The sequence below is a fragment of the Enterobacter sp. kpr-6 genome, from assembly GCF_900116015.1.
Taxonomy (GTDB): Bacteria; Pseudomonadota; Gammaproteobacteria; order Enterobacterales; family Enterobacteriaceae; genus Enterobacter_D.
Genome location: NZ_FOYH01000001.1, coordinates 142,349 through 159,821, shown reverse-complemented (window position 1 = coordinate 159,821; position 17,473 = coordinate 142,349). Strand labels below are relative to the sequence as shown.

Annotated in this window: 15 protein-coding genes, 6 tRNA genes, 1 other RNA gene and 1 pseudogene; 15 read left to right on the top strand and 8 right to left on the bottom strand. The window is 51.1% G+C overall.

What is annotated here, in order from left to right; translation table 11 throughout:
* Nucleotides 1-236 precede the first annotated feature (236 nt).
* On the top strand, nt 237-1,424 hold the full coding sequence (locus BM373_RS00755; RefSeq protein ID WP_090458307.1) for a NupC/NupG family nucleoside CNT transporter: 1,188 nt from the start codon (nt 237-239) through the stop codon (nt 1,422-1,424).
* 75 nt (nt 1,425-1,499) lie between these two features.
* On the opposite strand, the gene BM373_RS21905 is transcribed toward BM373_RS00755, so the two are convergent.
* The 4 genes and pseudogenes from BM373_RS21905 to BM373_RS00740 all read right to left on the bottom strand — a co-directional run bounded on the left by BM373_RS21905 (nt 1,500) and on the right by BM373_RS00740 (nt 4,096).
* Entirely contained in the window at nt 1,500-2,711 is a 1,212-nt protein-coding gene (locus BM373_RS21905; protein ID WP_318392108.1) for a GGDEF domain-containing phosphodiesterase, read from the bottom strand.
* A 54-nt stretch (nt 2,712-2,765) separates the two neighbouring features.
* Nucleotides 2,766-3,683, bottom strand: a pseudogene (locus BM373_RS21900) (MASE1 domain-containing protein); the annotation flags it as partial.
* A 221-nt stretch (nt 3,684-3,904) separates the two neighbouring features.
* Nucleotides 3,905-3,980: transfer RNA gene (locus tag BM373_RS00745), tRNA-Ala, on the bottom strand.
* 40 nt (nt 3,981-4,020) lie between these two features.
* A tRNA-Ala gene (locus BM373_RS00740) sits at nt 4,021-4,096 on the bottom strand.
* 217 nt (nt 4,097-4,313) lie between these two features.
* On the opposite strand from BM373_RS00740, the gene BM373_RS00735 reads away from it, so the two are divergent.
* Both BM373_RS00735 and BM373_RS00730 read left to right on the top strand, forming a co-directional pair.
* Nucleotides 4,314-4,667: a YfeC-like transcriptional regulator gene (locus tag BM373_RS00735; RefSeq protein ID WP_090458301.1), complete on the top strand. Its 354-nt coding sequence runs from the start codon at nt 4,314-4,316 to the stop codon at nt 4,665-4,667.
* A gap of 1 nt (nt 4,668) precedes the next feature.
* Entirely contained in the window at nt 4,669-5,064 is a 396-nt protein-coding gene (locus tag BM373_RS00730) for a YfeC-like transcriptional regulator (protein ID WP_090458299.1), read from the top strand.
* 52 nt (nt 5,065-5,116) lie between these two features.
* Here the strand turns inward: BM373_RS00730 and gltX are convergent, their stop codons facing one another.
* Nucleotides 5,117-6,532 (bottom strand): glutamate--tRNA ligase, encoded by a 1,416-nt coding sequence (gene gltX, locus BM373_RS00725; protein ID WP_090458297.1) that lies wholly within the window; start codon nt 6,530-6,532, stop codon nt 5,117-5,119.
* A gap of 257 nt (nt 6,533-6,789) precedes the next feature.
* Between gltX and BM373_RS00720 the strand changes: the two genes are divergently transcribed.
* From BM373_RS00720 to BM373_RS00690, 7 genes are all read left to right on the top strand, one after another.
* Nucleotides 6,790-6,865, top strand: a tRNA-Val gene (locus BM373_RS00720).
* A gap of 43 nt (nt 6,866-6,908) precedes the next feature.
* A tRNA-Val gene (locus BM373_RS00715) sits at nt 6,909-6,984 on the top strand.
* Nucleotides 6,985-7,019: 35 nt separating this feature from the next.
* Nucleotides 7,020-7,095 (top strand) — tRNA-Val (locus BM373_RS00710).
* A gap of 4 nt (nt 7,096-7,099) precedes the next feature.
* Nucleotides 7,100-7,175: transfer RNA gene (locus BM373_RS00705), tRNA-Lys, on the top strand.
* Nucleotides 7,176-7,204: 29 nt separating this feature from the next.
* Nucleotides 7,205-7,330: non-coding RNA, RtT sRNA (locus BM373_RS00700), on the top strand.
* A gap of 175 nt (nt 7,331-7,505) precedes the next feature.
* A complete protein-coding gene (locus BM373_RS00695) occupies nt 7,506-7,847 on the top strand; it encodes a FlxA-like family protein (protein ID WP_090458294.1) in 342 nt (113 codons plus the stop codon).
* 172 nt (nt 7,848-8,019) lie between these two features.
* Nucleotides 8,020-9,024, top strand: a complete 1,005-nt coding sequence (locus BM373_RS00690; protein WP_090458292.1) for a bile acid:sodium symporter family protein — start codon at nt 8,020-8,022, stop codon at nt 9,022-9,024.
* Here BM373_RS00690 and BM373_RS00685 read toward each other — a convergent pair.
* The 3 genes from BM373_RS00685 to zipA all read right to left on the bottom strand — a co-directional run bounded on the left by BM373_RS00685 (nt 9,021) and on the right by zipA (nt 12,287).
* Entirely contained in the window at nt 9,021-9,236 is a 216-nt protein-coding gene (locus BM373_RS00685; protein WP_090458290.1) for a DUF3820 family protein, read from the bottom strand. The two genes, BM373_RS00690 and BM373_RS00685, sit on opposite strands and share 4 nt — an antisense overlap.
* Before the next feature lies 1 nt (nt 9,237).
* Complete coding sequence (ligA, locus tag BM373_RS00680; RefSeq protein WP_090458288.1) at nt 9,238-11,253, bottom strand: NAD-dependent DNA ligase LigA; 2,016 nt, start codon at nt 11,251-11,253, stop codon at nt 9,238-9,240.
* A 71-nt stretch (nt 11,254-11,324) separates the two neighbouring features.
* Entirely contained in the window at nt 11,325-12,287 is a 963-nt protein-coding gene (zipA, locus tag BM373_RS00675; protein WP_090458287.1) for a cell division protein ZipA, read from the bottom strand.
* 287 nt (nt 12,288-12,574) lie between these two features.
* Here zipA and cysZ point away from each other — a divergent pair, with 287 nt between their 5' ends.
* The 5 genes from cysZ to crr all read left to right on the top strand — a co-directional run bounded on the left by cysZ (nt 12,575) and on the right by crr (nt 17,413).
* Nucleotides 12,575-13,336, top strand: coding sequence for a sulfate transporter CysZ (gene cysZ, locus BM373_RS00670; protein WP_090458284.1), 762 nt, complete (start codon nt 12,575-12,577; stop codon nt 13,334-13,336).
* 141 nt (nt 13,337-13,477) lie between these two features.
* Nucleotides 13,478-14,449 carry a cysteine synthase A gene (gene cysK / locus BM373_RS00665; protein ID WP_090458283.1) on the top strand — a complete coding sequence of 324 codons (972 nt, stop codon included), beginning with the start codon at nt 13,478-13,480 and terminating at the stop codon, nt 14,447-14,449.
* A 385-nt stretch (nt 14,450-14,834) separates the two neighbouring features.
* Nucleotides 14,835-15,092, top strand: a complete 258-nt coding sequence (gene ptsH, locus BM373_RS00660; protein ID WP_002913505.1) for a phosphocarrier protein Hpr — start codon at nt 14,835-14,837, stop codon at nt 15,090-15,092.
* A 43-nt stretch (nt 15,093-15,135) separates the two neighbouring features.
* Nucleotides 15,136-16,863 carry a phosphoenolpyruvate-protein phosphotransferase PtsI gene (gene ptsI / locus BM373_RS00655; protein WP_090458281.1) on the top strand — a complete coding sequence of 576 codons (1,728 nt, stop codon included), beginning with the start codon at nt 15,136-15,138 and terminating at the stop codon, nt 16,861-16,863.
* A 40-nt stretch (nt 16,864-16,903) separates the two neighbouring features.
* Entirely contained in the window at nt 16,904-17,413 is a 510-nt protein-coding gene (gene crr, locus BM373_RS00650) for a PTS glucose transporter subunit IIA (protein ID WP_008803873.1), read from the top strand.
* Nucleotides 17,414-17,473: the final 60 nt, after the last annotated feature.

Below are 17,473 nucleotides of genomic sequence, written 5' to 3'. Positions count from 1 at the left end.
GTGAATGTTAAGAAAGGGATGAGGCTCGCCGCATTCATGACATCAATTTGTTAAAAGTGTAGCATCATCATGCTGCTTTATGCTTCTTTACTTAACATAACAGAAATGTATGTTTGATCACTATTTTTGAGTTCCGTCACAGGGTCTTACTATAGTGTGGATTTGATCTCGTTTTCTTTATGCTTGTTACATAGAATGTGCACGGAAATTTAACCTGCCTCATATTTGGAGCAAATATGTCCCGCGTTCTGCACTTTGTTCTGGCGCTTGCTGTTGTGGCGTTGCTGGCCTTGTTGTTAAGCAGCGACCGCAAAAAAATCCGCATTCGCTTTGTTGTTCAATTACTTGTCATTGAAGTATTACTGGCCTGGTTCTTCCTGAACTCAGACGTGGGCCTGGGCTTTGTTAAAGGCTTCTCCGAGATGTTCGAAAAACTTCTTGGATTCGCTAACGAAGGGACAAACTTCGTCTTCGGCAAAATGAATGATGAAGGCCTGGCATTCTTCTTCCTGAAAGTGCTTTGCCCTATCGTCTTTATTTCTGCGCTGATTGGTATTCTGCAACACATCCGTGTTCTGCCAATCGTGATCCGCGCTATCGGTACCGTACTGTCAAAAGTCAACGGCATGGGTAAGCTGGAATCCTTTAACGCAGTCAGCTCCCTGATTCTGGGGCAGTCAGAAAACTTCATCGCCTATAAAGATATCCTCGGAAAAATGTCCCGCAACCGCATGTACACCATGGCGGCTACGGCGATGTCTACCGTATCAATGTCTATCGTTGGCGCTTACATGACGATGCTGCAACCTAAATATGTCGTGGCGGCGCTGGTACTGAACATGTTCAGCACCTTTATCGTTCTGTCCTTGATTAACCCGTACCGCGTGGACGAAAGCGAAGATAATCTGCAGATGTCTAACCTGCACGAAGGTCAGAGCTTCTTCGAAATGCTGGGTGAATACATTCTGGCAGGCTTTAAAGTGGCGATTATCGTTGCTGCGATGCTGATTGGCTTCATCGCGCTGATTTCTGCGCTGAACGCCCTGTTCGCGACTGTGTTCGGCATCTCCTTCCAGGGTATTCTCGGTTATATCTTCTATCCGGTTGCCTGGGTGATGGGCGTTCCGTCTCACGAAGCGCTGCAGGTCGGCAGTATTATGGCCACCAAGCTGGTGTCGAATGAATTCGTGGCGATGATGGATCTGCAAAAAATTGCAGGCACCCTCTCCCCGCGCGCGGAAGGCATCCTGTCCATCTTCCTGGTTTCCTTCGCCAACTTCTCGTCTATCGGTATCATCGCCGGGGCGATTAAAGGTCTGAACGAAGAGCAAGGTAACGTGGTATCCCGCTTTGGTCTGAAACTGGTATACGGCTCAACGCTGGTAAGCGTTCTGTCAGCGTCTATCGCGGCACTGGTGCTGTAATCAGCCATAAAAAAACCGGGACTCTTCCCGGTTTTAATTTGCCCGGCGGCGCTACGTTTGCCGGGCATAAACGCCTCAATCTGCCAGCGGCTGCGGCCTGCCGATTAAATACCCCTGAAGATAGTCCACCCCCAGATCCAACAGTATTGCGCGCTGTTCTTCTGTTTCAACATACTCCGCGATGACAGCCAGTGATTTAGCTTTTGCCATCGAGCAAATCGCTTTAACAATCATGGCGTCCATAGATTCACGCGCTATCTCCTTCACAAAGCAGCCGTCAATTTTGACGATATCTGCATTCAGGCGCTTTAACCTTTCGAAGTTGGCGTAGCCAGTCCCAAAGTCATCGATCGCAATCAGGAAGCCGTAATCCTGTAATTGCTGAATATTGTGGAGGCTAATCTCAGCATGGGAAAACGCCTGCTCCTCGGTGATCTCAATGATGACGCTACAGGGTGAAACGCAATAGCGCTGAAAAAGCGCCATCAGTTGCTGGGCGGCATTTTTCTGCATCAGCGTCATGGGCATCAGATTGACGGAAAAACGCACCAGCGGTGAAGGCATGGGGTGTGCCTGTAACCATTGCAGCAGCGTTTCAACAACCTGCATATCAAAGCGAACGCTGAGATTAAACTGGGCGATGATGGGAATGAACTGATCGGGAGTAAGGATTTCGCCGTTACTGATAAGGCGGGTGAGGATTTCGTGATATCCACTGCCATCCGCTTTCTGAATCGGCTGGGCATAGAGTTTTAGCCCGCCCTCTTCCAGCGCCAGCTTTACTTTATGCAGCAACAGAACGCGCTCCGTGGTCTGATCGGAGACCGCGTCCAGACTGGTGGTCAGCGCCATAACGTGCTGCGTTTTGCAGGCCTGCTCCGAAAGCCAGCTCAACTGGCCGAGCATATGGTGCAGGCTTTCACCAGAGCCTTCAATGCGCCCCCAGGAAGCCCCAAATTCCATATCAATGGCGGTGCTGTGCCAGAGAATTTTTCGCCCGTTAAGGAAATTAACCATCTGTTGCAGGCGCGCCGTGGGGTCCTGTCCTTTCAGAACCAGCAGTAATTCGCTGCCGGGGAGCTGGAACAGCTTCTCATTTTTTAACATCATTGGCTGGAGTTCACGCGTGATGGTGCGCTTACAGTGCACGCGCATCATCATGCCGTAATGCCGGCTCAGAAACTCAAGGTTATTCAGGTGCAGACAGCAAACGATATTATAGTCGTGCTTAGCCAGGTGCAGTTCCAGCGCGCGTAAATTGGCTAATCCGGTTAACGGATCGGTCATAGCCTGCGATCGCCAGACCCGCTTCAACCATTCACTGTGATTATATATGTAGGCCATATAAAGAATACAGATGGTCACCGATATCAGCACCGACAGGATAAAAGCGAGGGAATACTCGGTTTGCACACCGTGAAAAAAGTTATGGTTATGGGAGATAAGGAAAAATGCAGTGACAGCCCAACTAAAACAAATCAACGGAGCAGTGAGATGACGAATACCAGACATAAATAAAATGAATATTACTGGTACAAGATATCCCGCTATATATTTCGATTCAAACGGTGCGCAAAGAATAATAACGACCGTGACGACTGCCAGTAACCAGCTTACCGTAAAAAGCCGGTTGTGCGCTGAGAAACTTAATTTAACGCTGCGACGCCAGAATGCACGGGCATAATGCGGATTAACCAGCATTCGCAACGGGTAATAAAACATCATGGAAAAAATGAGCGCTGCACAGATAAGGCTTTGAACGGAAATAATATTATATATAGTTGATGGTGAATCAAAAAAATCTGCAAATGTTGCCGGATATGCCACCCATATTGATGAAATAAACAGGGAGAGCTTAATCGCCGCCGGGGCAAAAAAACCTAACCAGAATATTCGCACGCCCATTTTTTTATTGGGCATACCGTGACGCCAGCGGTTGCCCAGCCGCCAGCGCACGATGGCGCACGCCAGGAGCACCGGAACGAACTGACACAATAACAGTAACGATGCCTGGCTTAACGTCAAATCCATCAGCCAGTTATTGACTAAAGCAAAACTGATTATGAGGGGTGCAATCGCGTGGCGTCCAAAAATAAAAATAAGAGACAGCATTGCGCTTAACGGTAACCAGGCAAGGAAAATATTGACGCCATCCACGCTGGATACGGGAGAAAGGTATTGAGAGAAAGAGACCGTCACCAGGCTCAGAATGAATACAGCAAGAAACACTCTTCCATGGTTGTATATTTTAATTTTCATTAAGGTTAATTATATGATCTCAATCGGCGAAATTTATCTGCCAGAAATAATAGGTTTATTTATGGTGTGAAGCAAGTTATCAAACCGTTCATTACCCTGCGGTGACAAAGGTGATAAACACGCCAGGATTTATTTGCGTTAAATACAGGAAAACTGACTAAGTATGTAGGGTTGAAAAGCAGGCATAAAAAAACCCCCGCCACTGGCGAGGGTTTGAATGTTGGTGGAGCTAAGCGGGATCGAACCGCTGACCTCTTGCATGCCATGCAAGCGCTCTCCCAGCTGAGCTATAGCCCCACAATTTACTTTACGGACCAAATCTGTTGGGTTCAGAATTTGGTGGAGCTAAGCGGGATCGAACCGCTGACCTCTTGCATGCCATGCAAGCGCTCTCCCAGCTGAGCTATAGCCCCATGCGTAAAGCTGTCGTGTTGACGGGCGGCATAATATGAATTCCCTGCTCAGGTGTCAACGGCAAAATCAGCCAGCCCCTGTCAATCGCTGAAAAAGCATGCAAATGAATGAGATTGCGAGCATCCTCGCAACCAGCCGCAGATCACGTCACACTTTCGCGTAAATTGATGGTATAAGATGTTCAACTAATTCCCCTACTTGTAGTCAGGAAATTACATGATCAAGGAACGGATGACGCCGGAAGAGTTAGCAAGACTCACGGGCTATAGTCGCCAGACCATTAATAAATGGGTACGCAAAGAAGGCTGGGTTACGTCACCAAAACCCGGCGTTCAGGGAGGCAAAGCGCGTCTCGTACATGTTAACGATAAGGTACGTGAATTTATCGATAGCGCCCACCGGTCAGCAAACATCAATTTTACCCCAGCGACGGATTCATCGCTCGATGTTTTGCTGACTACTCTGGCACAAGAAATGACACCCTCAGAGCAAAAACAGCTCACATCACTGCTACTGCGTGAGGGAATTAGTGGTTTATTACAACGGCTCGGCATTCGCGACCAACAATAATATGATGAAAATTCCTGAAAAAATGACCACCGAAGAGCTGGCAGAGTATCTCGGTGTGGCAAAGCAAACAGTAAATCGTTGGATCCGGGAACAAAATTGGCCAACAGAAAAATTACCCGGTGTGAAAGGCGGAAGAGCACGACTGATTCTCATCAACCGACCTGTTCACGATTTCATTATGAAAACGTCTATGATGCGCCAGCGTCATTCCCTGACATCGGCAGCGGAACCTATTGCTGAATACAATTACAACAACCTTTCTCCGGCCTTACGTCAGATCTGCACTGTGCTGCAAAATATGACGCCTGTGGAAGAAAAAATGTTGGAGCGGTTTCTGGCACGAGAAGGCCTGCGGGAATTTCTGAAGCGCCTCGATATTTCCGATAGCGAAGAATAAAAAAACGGCAGGGAATTCCCTGCCGTTTTGTTTTACCTGTAGCAGTTGATAATTACTGCTGATTTTCACGCGTGGCGACGTAATCCAGCGCTTTATTAATACGCTCAACGCTGCGGTTTTTGCCAATAGCATGAACGGTCACATCCAGTGCCGGGGACTGCCCTGCCCCCGTTACCGCAACGCGCAGCGGCATGCCGACTTTACCCATTCCCACTTCAAGTTCATCCGCAGTATCCTGTATTGCATGGTGTACGTTTTCTGCCGTCCACTCGGCGATCGCGGCCAGTTTGTCGCGCACGACTTCAAGCGGTTGACGAGCGACCGGGCGCAGGTGTTTTTTCGCCGCGTCGGCATCAAACTCTGCGAAATCCTGGTAGAAATAGTGGCAAGTTTCAGCCATCTCTTTCAGCGTCTTACAGCGCTCACCTAACAGCTTCACCAGATCGGCCAGTTGCGGGCCATTTCGGGTATCAATATTTTGCTGCTCAATATGCCATTGCAGGTGCGTAGCCACATATTCAGGCGCAAGCGTGTTGATATAGTGGTGGTTCAGCCACTGCAGTTTCTCAGTATTGAATGCACTGGCAGATTTACTTACCGCGCCGAGCGAGAACAGGTTGATCATCTCTTCACGCGTGAAGATCTCTTGATCGCCGCTTGACCAGCCCAGACGCACCAGGTAGTTCAGCAGTGCTTCCGGCAGATAACCGTCATCACGATATTGCATAACACTCACTGCGCCGTGGCGTTTAGAGAGTTTTTTGCCGTCGTCGCCGTTGATCATCGAAACGTGCGCATACACCGGTACCGGCGCGTTCAGCGCTTTCAGGATGTTAATCTGACGCGGGGTGTTGTTGATATGGTCTTCACCACGGATCACGTGGGTAATTTCCATATCCCAGTCGTCAACCACCACACAGAAGTTATAGGTTGGCGAGCCATCGGTACGGCGAATGATCAGATCGTCCAGCTCCTGATTACTGAATTCGATCGGTCCACGGATCTGATCGTCAAAAATAACGGAACCTTCCTGCGGGTTAGCGAAACGCACCACGCAAGGCTCATCATCAGCATGATGTTCATGCCCGTGGCGGCAGCGGCCGTCATAACGCGGTTTTTCGCCTTTCGCCATTTGCTCTTCACGCAAGGCTTCCAGACGCTCTTTCGAGCAATAGCATTTATAAGCGGTGCCGACTTTCAGCATGTCATCAATAACGGCGTTATAACGATCAAAACGTTTGGTCTGGAAATACGGGCCTTCGTCCCATTCCAGGCTCAGCCAGTTCATGCCGTCCATAATGGCTTCAATAGCCTCGGGCGTGGAGCGCTCAAGATCGGTGTCTTCAATACGCAGCACAAACTCACCATCATGGTGACGTGCAAAAAGCCAGGAATAGAGAGCAGTACGCGCACCACCGACATGCAGATAGCCGGTCGGGCTTGGCGCGAAGCGAGTTTTGATTTTCATTAAATGGCCTTACGTTGATAAAGATGCCGACAACCGGCAAATGCTGGAAAAGAGAATGGGCAATATTCTATCACCGTGGGCTGATTCCTCAATGTTGTTACTCTAAACGCGCCATCAAATCCGCTTTTTGTTTAGAAATCATGCATACGCGATGGTTTAACTGCCGCATTGTTTAATTTTACGACGAACAAACAAAATCTGTAGAAAAGGCGTTGACTCATTTTCAACTCTCCCTATAATGCGACTCCACACAGCGGGGGTGATTAGCTCAGTTGGTAGAGCATCTCCTTTACACGGAGGGGGTCGGCGGTTCGAGCCCGTCATCACCCACCATCTACTTTACGTAGACTCGCAGTGTAGATAAGAATTTGAGATTGGGCGATTAGCTCAGTTGGTAGAGCATCTCCTTTACACGGAGGGGGTCGGCGGTTCGAGCCCGTCATCGCCCACCATTCTCAAACACTCTTATTAGTGGCAGTACCGAAATGGGTGATTAGCTCAGTTGGTAGAGCATCTCCTTTACACGGAGGGGGTCGGCGGTTCGAGCCCGTCATCACCCACCATTTCGGGTCGTTAGCTCAGTTGGTAGAGCAGTTGACTTTTAATCAATTGGTCGCAGGTTCGAATCCTGCACGACCCACCAATGTAGAAAGGCACCCTAAAGGTGCCTTTTTGCTATGCGTGATATGCAGGATGAGAACCTGCCGCAGGTTCGTGTCGAACGCAGTGAGACAACGGAGCCGCCTGCGGCGACGGCCCGAAGGGCGAGCGAAGCGAGTCATCCTGCACGACCCACCAATGTAAAAAGGCACCCTAAAGGTGCCTTTTTGCTATCTGCAAAAGCCAAAAATTCGAACCTGCCGTTCACGACTCCAGCATTAATGCCAGTAGCGCTCATTTATATTCATTTTTCCCGACTCAAGCTCTGAAGCGTACTGCCGATAATCCTTATTTACGGCAAAAGGAGACATGAATGACCACGATTTCCGTATCCACACCCTCTGTCCAGAGCGGCTCCAGCAGCGACGCTGCATCCGGTGGTAACGATCTGGCCTCGCAGATTGCTCGCCTGACTAAGCAAATCAACAAACTTACTGCCCAGTTAAAAGATCTTGCTAACAGCAGCGGTACAACGGACGAAAAGCGTAAGCAGCAGGAACTGATCCAGAACCAGATCAAAATGCTGCAATCGCAAATTGCCCAGTTGCAACGTCAGCAGGCACAGGAAGCGCAGGCTAAACAAGAACAGAAGCAGGCCCGCACCGAAGGCGTAAATTCCCCTTCCGCCGAACATCAAATCGATATTTATGTCTGATTGCTCAGGCGGTAAATAAAATTCAGGCTTCGGTTAACCGCCGGGCCTGTTCTGTCCTTCCGCAATATCTTATTTCCTGCAAAGTTAAACATTTGTTAACTGACTTGATAAATCAGTTTTATTTCTCCGCCGTAAGAAAGCACAATGCGGTTATCTGCTTTCAGGAGACTTTATGAAATTTTTTCGCATCCTTGATCCCTTTACCCTGACGCTGATTGTCACCGTCTTACTCGCTTCCTTCTTTCCGGCACGCGGCGGTTTTGTGCCCTTTTTCGAAGGCCTGACGACGGCGGCGATTGCGCTGCTCTTCTTTATGCATGGCGCAAAACTCTCCCGCGAGGCCATTATTGCGGGTGGTAGCCACTGGCGGCTGCATTTGTGGGTGATGTGCAGCACCTTTGTGGTGTTCCCGGTACTGGGTGTGCTTTTTGCCTGGTGGAAGCCGGTAAATGTCAGCCAGGAGTTGTACACCGGTTTTCTCTACCTCTGTATTCTGCCCGCTACCGTTCAGTCAGCGATCGCTTTTACATCGCTGGCCGGAGGTAATGTCGCGGCGGCGGTCTGTTCAGCGTCAGCGTCCAGTCTGCTGGGGATATTCCTGTCGCCGCTGTTGGTGGGGCTGGTGATGGATATGCACGGCGCGGAAGGCAGCCTGGAACAGGTCGGTAAGATCATGCTGCAACTGCTGCTGCCGTTTGTCCTCGGACACCTCTCCCGACCGTGGACAGGAGCGTTTGTGGCCCGGAATAAAAAGTGGATTTCCAAAACCGATCAGACATCGATTTTGCTGGTGGTCTATTCCGCTTTCAGCGAGGCCGTGGTCAATGGCATCTGGCATAAAGTCGGCGTCGGTTCGCTGCTGTTTATCGTTATTGTCAGTCTGGTGCTGCTGACGATTGTGATTGCGGTGAATATTGTGGCTGCACGCAGTTTCGGTTTTAACAAGGCCGATGAAATTACCATCGTGTTCTGCGGCTCGAAGAAAAGTCTCGCCAATGGTATCCCGATGGCGAACATTCTCTTTCCGACGTCAGTGATTGGGATGATGGTGCTGCCGCTGATGATATTCCACCAGATCCAGTTGATGGTCTGCGCGGTGATGGCGCGTCGCTATAAGCGCCAGACGGAGAAATTACAGGCGCAGGAAGCCGCTGCTTCCCACGCTGCAAAGGGTTAAGGCCGCTTCAGGGGCTGCACCAGATGCGTCAGCCCCTCGCTTTTGATTAACAAAGTGAATGCCATTAACTGACCCAGATGCCCGGCAGGAAATTCATCTTTGCGGGCAAACCAGAGCAAATACTCCTCCGGTAAATCGATCAGCCTGCGGCCTTTATATTTACCGAACGGCATGATGGTATTGGCAATCTCAATCAGTTGCGCCTTATCCATATTACGCGCCCAGCAGCCGGAGCATCTCCGCCTCGTCGATAACCTCAATACCCAGTTCCTGCGCTTTGGCAAGTTTAGAACCTGCCGCTTCACCAGCAATGACCAGGTCGGTTTTCTTCGAGACGCTACCCGCCACTTTTGCGCCAAGTTCAATTAACCGCGCTTTGGCATCATCGCGTGACATCTGACTCAGGCTGCCGGTGAGCACCACGGTTTTCCCGGCAAACGGGCTGTCGATTTCGTCGGCGTTAACCACCAGCGGCGCAGGCCAGCGAATGCCTTCTTTAAGCAACTGCTGAATGACTTCACGGTTACTCTCTTCGGCGAAGAAGTTAAACACGTGCGTCGCCACGACAATGCCAACGTCAGGGACTTTTTGCAGATCGTCAATGGATGCTGCTTCCAGCGCCTCAAGGGTGCCGAAGTGCGCTGCAAGGCCAGCCGCTGTTGCCTCACCCACTTCACGGATACCCAGCGCGTAGAGGAAGCGGGCAAAAGTCGTGTCTTTGGCTTTATCCAGCGCATTGACCACGTTTTGCGCCGACTTCGGCCCCATGCGATCAAGCCCTGTCAGCTTACCTGCCGTGAGAGTGAAGAGATCGGCAGGCGTATGGACGTATTCTTTCTCAACAAGCTGGTCGATAATTTTATCGCCCATGCCGTCCACATCCATCGCCCGGCGGGAGACGAAATGCTTCAGAGACTCTTTGCGCTGTGCACCACAGATTAAGCCGCCGGTGCAGCGTGTGACCGCTTCGCCTTCCACCCGCTCCACGTCTGAACCGCATACCGGGCACTGCGCCGGGAAGACGATTTCACGCGTCTCCTGTGGGCGCTCCGATTCAATCACGTTCACCACCTGCGGGATAACATCTCCCGCGCGGCGGATCACCACTTTGTCACCGATACGCAGCCCAAGGCGGGCGATTTCATCGGCGTTATGCAATGTGGCGTTACTGACCAGCACGCCCGCTACCTGCACAGGCTCCAGCCGCGCTACCGGCGTTATGGCCCCGGTACGCCCGACCTGGAATTCCACATCGCGCACAAAGGTCATTTGCTCCTGTGCCGGGAATTTAAAGGCTACTGCCCAGCGCGGCGCGCGGGCGACGAAGCCAAGCTGCTCCTGTAAATCCAGCGAATCAACCTTGATCACCACGCCGTCAATATCAAAGCCCAGCGTCGGGCGGTCGGCGGCAACCTGATGATAAAAATCCAGCACCGCTTCCGGGGTATCGCAAATCCGAATGCGTTCGCTGACCGGTAACCCCCAGGCCCTGAATTGTTGCAAGCGCCCAAGATGGCTACGCGGCAGCTCTCCGCCTTCAAGAATGCCTACGCCGTAGCAGAAGAAAGTAAGTGGTCGTTTCGCCGTAATACGGGGATCAAGCTGGCGCAGTGAACCGGCCGCGGCATTACGAGGGTTTGCAAAGATTTTCCCCCCGTTGCGGCGGGCGTCTTCATTGATTTTCTCAAACCCAACCTGTGGCAAAAAGACTTCACCGCGTACTTCGAGGCGGGCCGGAATGTTGTCACCGTGCAGCTTCAGCGGAATAGCGCGGATCGTACGCACGTTGGTTGTGATGTCCTCGCCCGTTGTGCCATCACCGCGTGTGGCGGCGCGGATCAGCACGCCATTTTCATACAGAATACTGACCGCCAGGCCGTCGAGTTTCAGTTCGCAGCAATAGCTTAAGGCATCGGTACTTTTGAGTCTGTCCTGCACCCGTTTATTAAATGCCAGGAAACTCGCTTCATCAAAGACGTTGTCCAGCGACAGCATCGGGACTTCATGGCGCACCTGAGTAAATGCACTTAACGGCGCGGCCCCGACGCGCTGCGTGGGCGAATCCGGGGTAATCAAATCCGGGCGCAAGGCTTCCAGCTCACGCAGTTCGCGCAGCAGGCGGTCATATTCGGCGTCTGGGATCTCCGGCGCATCCATGACGTGATAGAGATATTCATGGTGGCGAAGCGTGGTTCGCAGTTCAGTCAGTTGTTGTTCGATTGATTCCATAACGCACCATCAATAATAAAAACCCCCGACAGGCGGGGGTTCAGGAGGGGTTTCAGACGCTCAGATGAAAATCAGGCGTTGGCGTCTTTTACTTCGCGAATTCTGTCCTGATACTCACGCAGCTTCTGCGGCGTCATCATGCGGCGTTGATCGTCAAGGACCATGCCACCGACTTCATCAGCGATATACTGCGCAGACTGAAGCATCAGCTTAAAGTTTTGCAGCTCGTCGCCATAAGACGGCACCTGCATAAAGATAGTCACACCCGGGGTGCTGAAGTTACCGGTCATTTCCGGATCGAACGTACCCGGGTTAACCATATTCGCCAGGCTGAACAATGCCGGTCCGCTACCGTCCGGGCTAAGATGACGATGGAAAATGTTCATATCGCCAAACATAAATCCGGCCTGCTGGATACTGTTAATCAGCAGTTCGCCATTAAGCTCAGTGCCCTGATGCGCCGCCACGCTCATAACAATAACCGTTTCTTTCGGCTTTGGTTTAGCGGCAACGGGCTCTTCTACGACAGGTGCTGGCGCAGGAGCAGGTTCGGGCTCTGGCTGATAAGAAGGCGCAGGTGCAGGTTGCGGCGCAGGCTGCTGAACAGGCTGAGGTTCAACTCGAGGCGTAACGGGCTGCGGTTGTGGCTGCTGCTGTTGCACTGGCGGCGATGACGGCGATGACGGCATGACAGGCTCTTCGCGCTGTACCGGTGCCGCAGGGCGCGGTTGTGCAGACGCATAAGGCGGCTGGTACTGGTGCTGAGGCTGGCGAGGAGCTTCTTGCTCCTGGCTGGCATGCTGGGCAGGGTTCACCCGGTGAACACGCACTTCACCCACGCCATCATCGACGTCATTTTCGCCTTCATCATCGAAGGATTCATCATCGTCACGACGCGACTTCATGCGCTTCAGTGGGCGATCGCGGAACATGGACGAACGCTCTTTCCTGCTGGTCCAGAAACCGTGAACCAGTAAAGCAAGTATGGCGATCGCGCCAACAATGATTAATATCAGACGCAAATCCTGCATCATTATATTCTCTGTTGTTCTAACACCTTGCCACCACGGCAAACATTTACTCACTAAGAGTATTTGCCGATTACCTCAAGTGCAAGTGTGCACATGACTTTCACCGCATAAAGATGAATAAAATCGTGCTTTTTGCTGTTTTTTCGAACATTTCCGAACGGGTCAGTGCAATTTACCGCTGAATGACATCAGGATGCGGCTACGCTTGCTGTCACTTGAAGGACATCGGGTATAAACGGATACTGTAGCCCGATACTTTCCAGGGCTTGATAAAAGGAGTATAGCCTCATATGGGTTTATCATCTGCAACCACACCGCGCAGTGGCGTCTGGTATTTTTCACAGGGCTGGAAGCTCATCACCCTGCCCGGCATTCGTCGCTTCGTTATCATGCCGCTGCTGGTCAACATCGTGCTGATAGGCTGCGCCTTTTTCTGGTTATTCAGCCAGCTGGATAGCTGGATCCCTTCCCTGATGAGCCATGTCCCCGACTGGCTGCAATGGCTGAGCTATCTGCTTTGGCCGATTGCCGTGGTGTCCGTGGTACTGGTCTTTGGCTACTTTTTTTCTACTATAGCGAACTGGATTGCAGCCCCCTTTAACGGACTGCTGGCAGAACAGCTTGAAGCGCGTCTGACCGGAGCCACACCGCCGGATACGGGTATTTTTGGTATCGTCAAAGATGTACCGCGTATTATGAAGCGTGAATGGCAAAAGCTGGCCTGGTATCTCCCGCGCGCGCTACTACTGCTGATCCTCTATTTCATCCCTGGAATCGGGCAGACGCTGGCCCCGGTGCTGTGGTTTTTATTCAGCGCGTGGATGCTGGCGATTCAGTATTGCGATTACCCGTTCGACAACCATAAAGTGCCGTTTAAAGAGATGCGCACTGCCCTGCGCGCGCAAAAGGCGACAAATATGCAATTTGGCGCGCTAACCAGCCTGTTTACGCTGATCCCGGTACTGAACCTGGTCATTATGCCGGTCGCGGTTTGCGGTGCGACGGCGATGTGGGTTGATTGTTATCGCTCAAAACATGCGCGCTGGCACTGAGTGGATTATTCCACTTCTTATTCCATACTTATCACCATTATTTCTCATCAGCATATAGATATGCGAAATCCGTACTTCCGCATATTCCTTAACCGCGTATGCTGATGACGTTCCCAAAATTCATACAGTTAAGGACGGGCTATGAGCAAGATTTTTGAAGACAACTCGTTGACTATCGGTCATACGCCGCTGGTCAGACTGAACCGCATCGGTAATGGACGCATCCTGGCGAAGGTCGAGTCCCGCAACCCAAGCTTCAGCGTCAAATGCCGTATCGGTGCCAATATGATTTGGGATGCCGAAAAACGTGGTGTGTTAAAGCAGGGCGTCGAACTGGTCGAGCCCACCAGCGGTAACACCGGTATCGCGCTGGCGTACGTTGCCGCCGCGCGCGGTTACAAACTGACCCTGACCATGCCTGAAACCATGAGTATTGAACGCCGTAAGCTGCTTAAAGCGCTGGGCGCAAATCTGGTGCTGACCGAAGGCGCAAAAGGCATGAAAGGCGCGATCCAGAAAGCCGAAGAGATCGTTGCCAGCGATCCGGCAAAATACCTGCTGCTCCAGCAATTCAGCAACCCGGCGAATCCGGAAATTCATGAAAAGACCACAGGCCCGGAGATCTGGGAAGATACTGATGGTCAGGTCGACGTGTTCATTTCTGGCGTGGGTACCGGCGGTACGCTGACTGGTGTGAGCCGTTATATCAAGAATACCAAGGGTAAAACTGACCTGGTGACCGTGGCCGTTGAGCCGACTGATTCTCCGGTGATCACCCAGGCGCTGGCGGGCGAAGAGCTCAAGCCAGGCCCGCATAAAATTCAGGGTATCGGCGCGGGCTTTATTCCGGGCAACCTGGATCTGAAGCAAATCGACAAAGTGGTCACCATCACCAATGAAGAAGCGATCAGCACTGCACGTCGCCTGATGGAAGATGAAGGCATTCTGGCCGGGATCTCCTCCGGTGCTGCCGTGGCTGCTGCGCTGAAATTGCAGGAAGACGAGGCCTTTACCAATAAGAATATTGTGGTTATCCTGCCTTCTTCTGGTGAGCGCTATCTGAGTACCGCACTGTTTGCGGATCTCTTTACCGAGAAAGAATTGCAGCAGTAACGCCCTCGCTTAAATCTGCGCAAAAAAGCACCTGTTAAGGTGCTTTTTTGTGGAGTACGTCAAACTTTCTACTCTCCCGCCATTGATCAGCCCCACAGGGTCTGGTATTTAAGCAGCACATTTATTTCGATGCGCGAAATTAATCGTTTTGTGACTTAACGCCAGCTGAATCGATTTAATGATTTGGTTGAAGTCTTGCTTTCGCGGCATAATGTTTGAAGGCGATACTTTCGCCATCGGCCAGAAGTTTTTCAGCTCCGGATTGCGTTATACAGGCTTCTGCGCCACGTTCCGTTACCGCCGGTGCTAACAATACAGGCTAAAGTGAAGCCGCCAGGCTAGACTTTAGTTCCACAACACTAAACCTATAAGTTGGGGAAATACAATGTTCCAGCAAGAAGTTACCATTACCGCTCCGAACGGTCTGCACACCCGCCCTGCTGCTCAGTTTGTTAAAGAAGCGAAAGGCTTCACATCTGAAATCACTGTGACTTCCAACGGCAAAAGCGCGAGCGCAAAAAGCCTGTTCAAACTGCAAACTCTGGGCCTGACTCAGGGCACCGTTGTAACCCTGTCCGCTGAAGGTGAAGACGAGCAAAAAGCAGTTGAGCATCTGGTTAAACTGATGGCAGAACTCGAGTAAGTTCGCGGTTCTTTTTAAAATCAGTCACAAGTAAGGTAGGGTTATGATTTCAGGCATTTTAGCATCCCCGGGTATCGCTTTCGGCAAGGCACTGTTGCTGAAGGAAGACGAAATCGTCATTGACCGGAAAAAAATTTCTGCCGACAAGGTTGATCAGGAAGTTGAGCGTTTTCTGAGCGGTCGTGCCAAGGCATCAGCGCAACTGGAAGCCATTAAGACTAAAGCTGGCGAAACTTTCGGTGAAGAAAAAGAAGCCATCTTCGAAGGCCACATTATGTTGCTCGAAGATGAGGAGCTGGAGCAGGAAATCATAGCCCTGATTAAAGATAAGCACATGACCGCCGACGCTGCGGCCCATGAAGTTATCGAAGGTCAGGCCACTGCTCTCGAAGAGCTGGATGATGAATACCTCAAAGAACGTGCGGCTGACGTGCGTGACATCGGTAAGCGCCTGCTGCGCAACATCCTGGGTCTGGCAATCATTGATTTAAGCTCCATCAAAGATGAAGTTATCCTGGTTGCAGCGGATTTAACCCCGTCTGAAACCGCACAGCTGAACCTGAACAAGGTGCTGGGCTTCATCACCGATGTTGGCGGCCGTACCTCTCACACTTCCATTATGGCGCGTTCGCTTGAACTGCCTGCGATTGTGGGTACCGGCAGCATCACCTCTCAGGTGAAAAACGACGACTATCTGATCCTTGATGCGGTTAACAACAAAGTTTACGTTAACCCGACTAACGAAGAGATCGAAACCCTGCGTAACGTACAGGCTCAGGTCGCAGAAGAGAAAGCCGAACTGGCGAAGCTCAAAGATCTGCCGGCCATCACGCTGGATGGTCACCAGGTTGAAGTCTGTGCAAACATCGGCACCGTGCGTGACGTTGACGGCGCAGAGCGCAATGGCGCTGAAGGTGTTGGCCTGTACCGTACCGAATTCCTGTTCATGGATCGCGACTCTCTGCCGACTGAAGAAGAGCAGTTCCAGGCGTACAAAGCCGTTGCTGAAGCCTGTGGCTCACAAGCGGTTATCGTCCGCACCATGGACATTGGCGGCGACAAAGAGCTGCCGTACATGAACTTCCCGAAAGAAGAAAACCCGTTCCTGGGCTGGCGTGCCGTGCGTATCGCGATGGATCGTAAAGAGATCCTGCGTGACCAGGTTCGCGCCATCCTGCGTGCCTCTGCGTTCGGCAAACTGCGCATCATGTTCCCGATGATCATCTCCGTGGAAGAAGTGCGCGTGCTGAAAAAAGAGATCGAAATCTACAAGCAAGAGCTGCGTGACGAAGGTAAAGCCTTTGACGAGAGCATTGAAGTTGGCGTGATGGTAGAAACACCTGCCGCCGCGACAATTGCGCGTCATCTTGCGAAGGAAGTTGATTTCTTTAGTATTGGTACAAATGATTTAACGCAGTATACGCTGGCAGTTGACCGTGGTAATGATATGATTTCACATCTTTACCAGCCGATGTCACCGTCTGTTCTCACACTTATTAAACAAGTCATTGATGCTTCTCATGCAGAAGGCAAATGGACTGGTATGTGTGGTGAGCTTGCAGGCGATGAACGTGCTACACTTCTGTTGCTGGGGATGGGTCTGGATGAATTCAGTATGAGTGCCATTTCTATCCCGCGCATTAAGAAGATTATTCGTAACACGAACTTCGAAGATGCGAAGGTATTAGCAGAGCAGGCTCTTGCTCAACCGACAACGGACGAGTTAATGACGCTGGTTAACAAGTTCATTGAAGAAAAAACAATCTGCTAATCCACGAGATGCGGCCCAAATTACTGCTTAGGAGAAGATCATGGGTTTGTTCGATAAACTGAAATCTCTGGTTTCTGACGATAAGAAAGATACCGGAACCATTGAGATTATTGCTCCGCTGTCTGGCGAGATCGTCAATATTGAAGATGTGCCAGATGTCGTGTTTGCTGAGAAAATTGTTGGTGACGGCATTGCTATCAAACCAACCGGCAACAAAATGGTTGCGCCTGTAGACGGCACCATTGGCAAAATCTTTGAAACCAACCATGCTTTCTCTATCGAATCCGATAGCGGCATTGAGCTGTTCGTTCACTTCGGTATTGATACCGTTGAACTGAAAGGCGAAGGTTTCAAACGCATCGCCGAAGAAGGCCAGCGTGTGAAAGTTGGCGATCCGGTCATCGAATTCGACCTGCCGTTGCTGGAAGAAAAAGCCAAGTCTACCCTGACGCCGGTTGTTATCTCCAACATGGACGAAATCAAAGAACTGATCAAACTGTCTGGTAGCGTGACTGTGGGTGAAACCCCGGTTATCCGCATCAAGAAGTAATTCGGACGGTTAACGTTGTTGTAAAACCCGGAAATGTTCTGCATTTCCGGGTTTTTTATG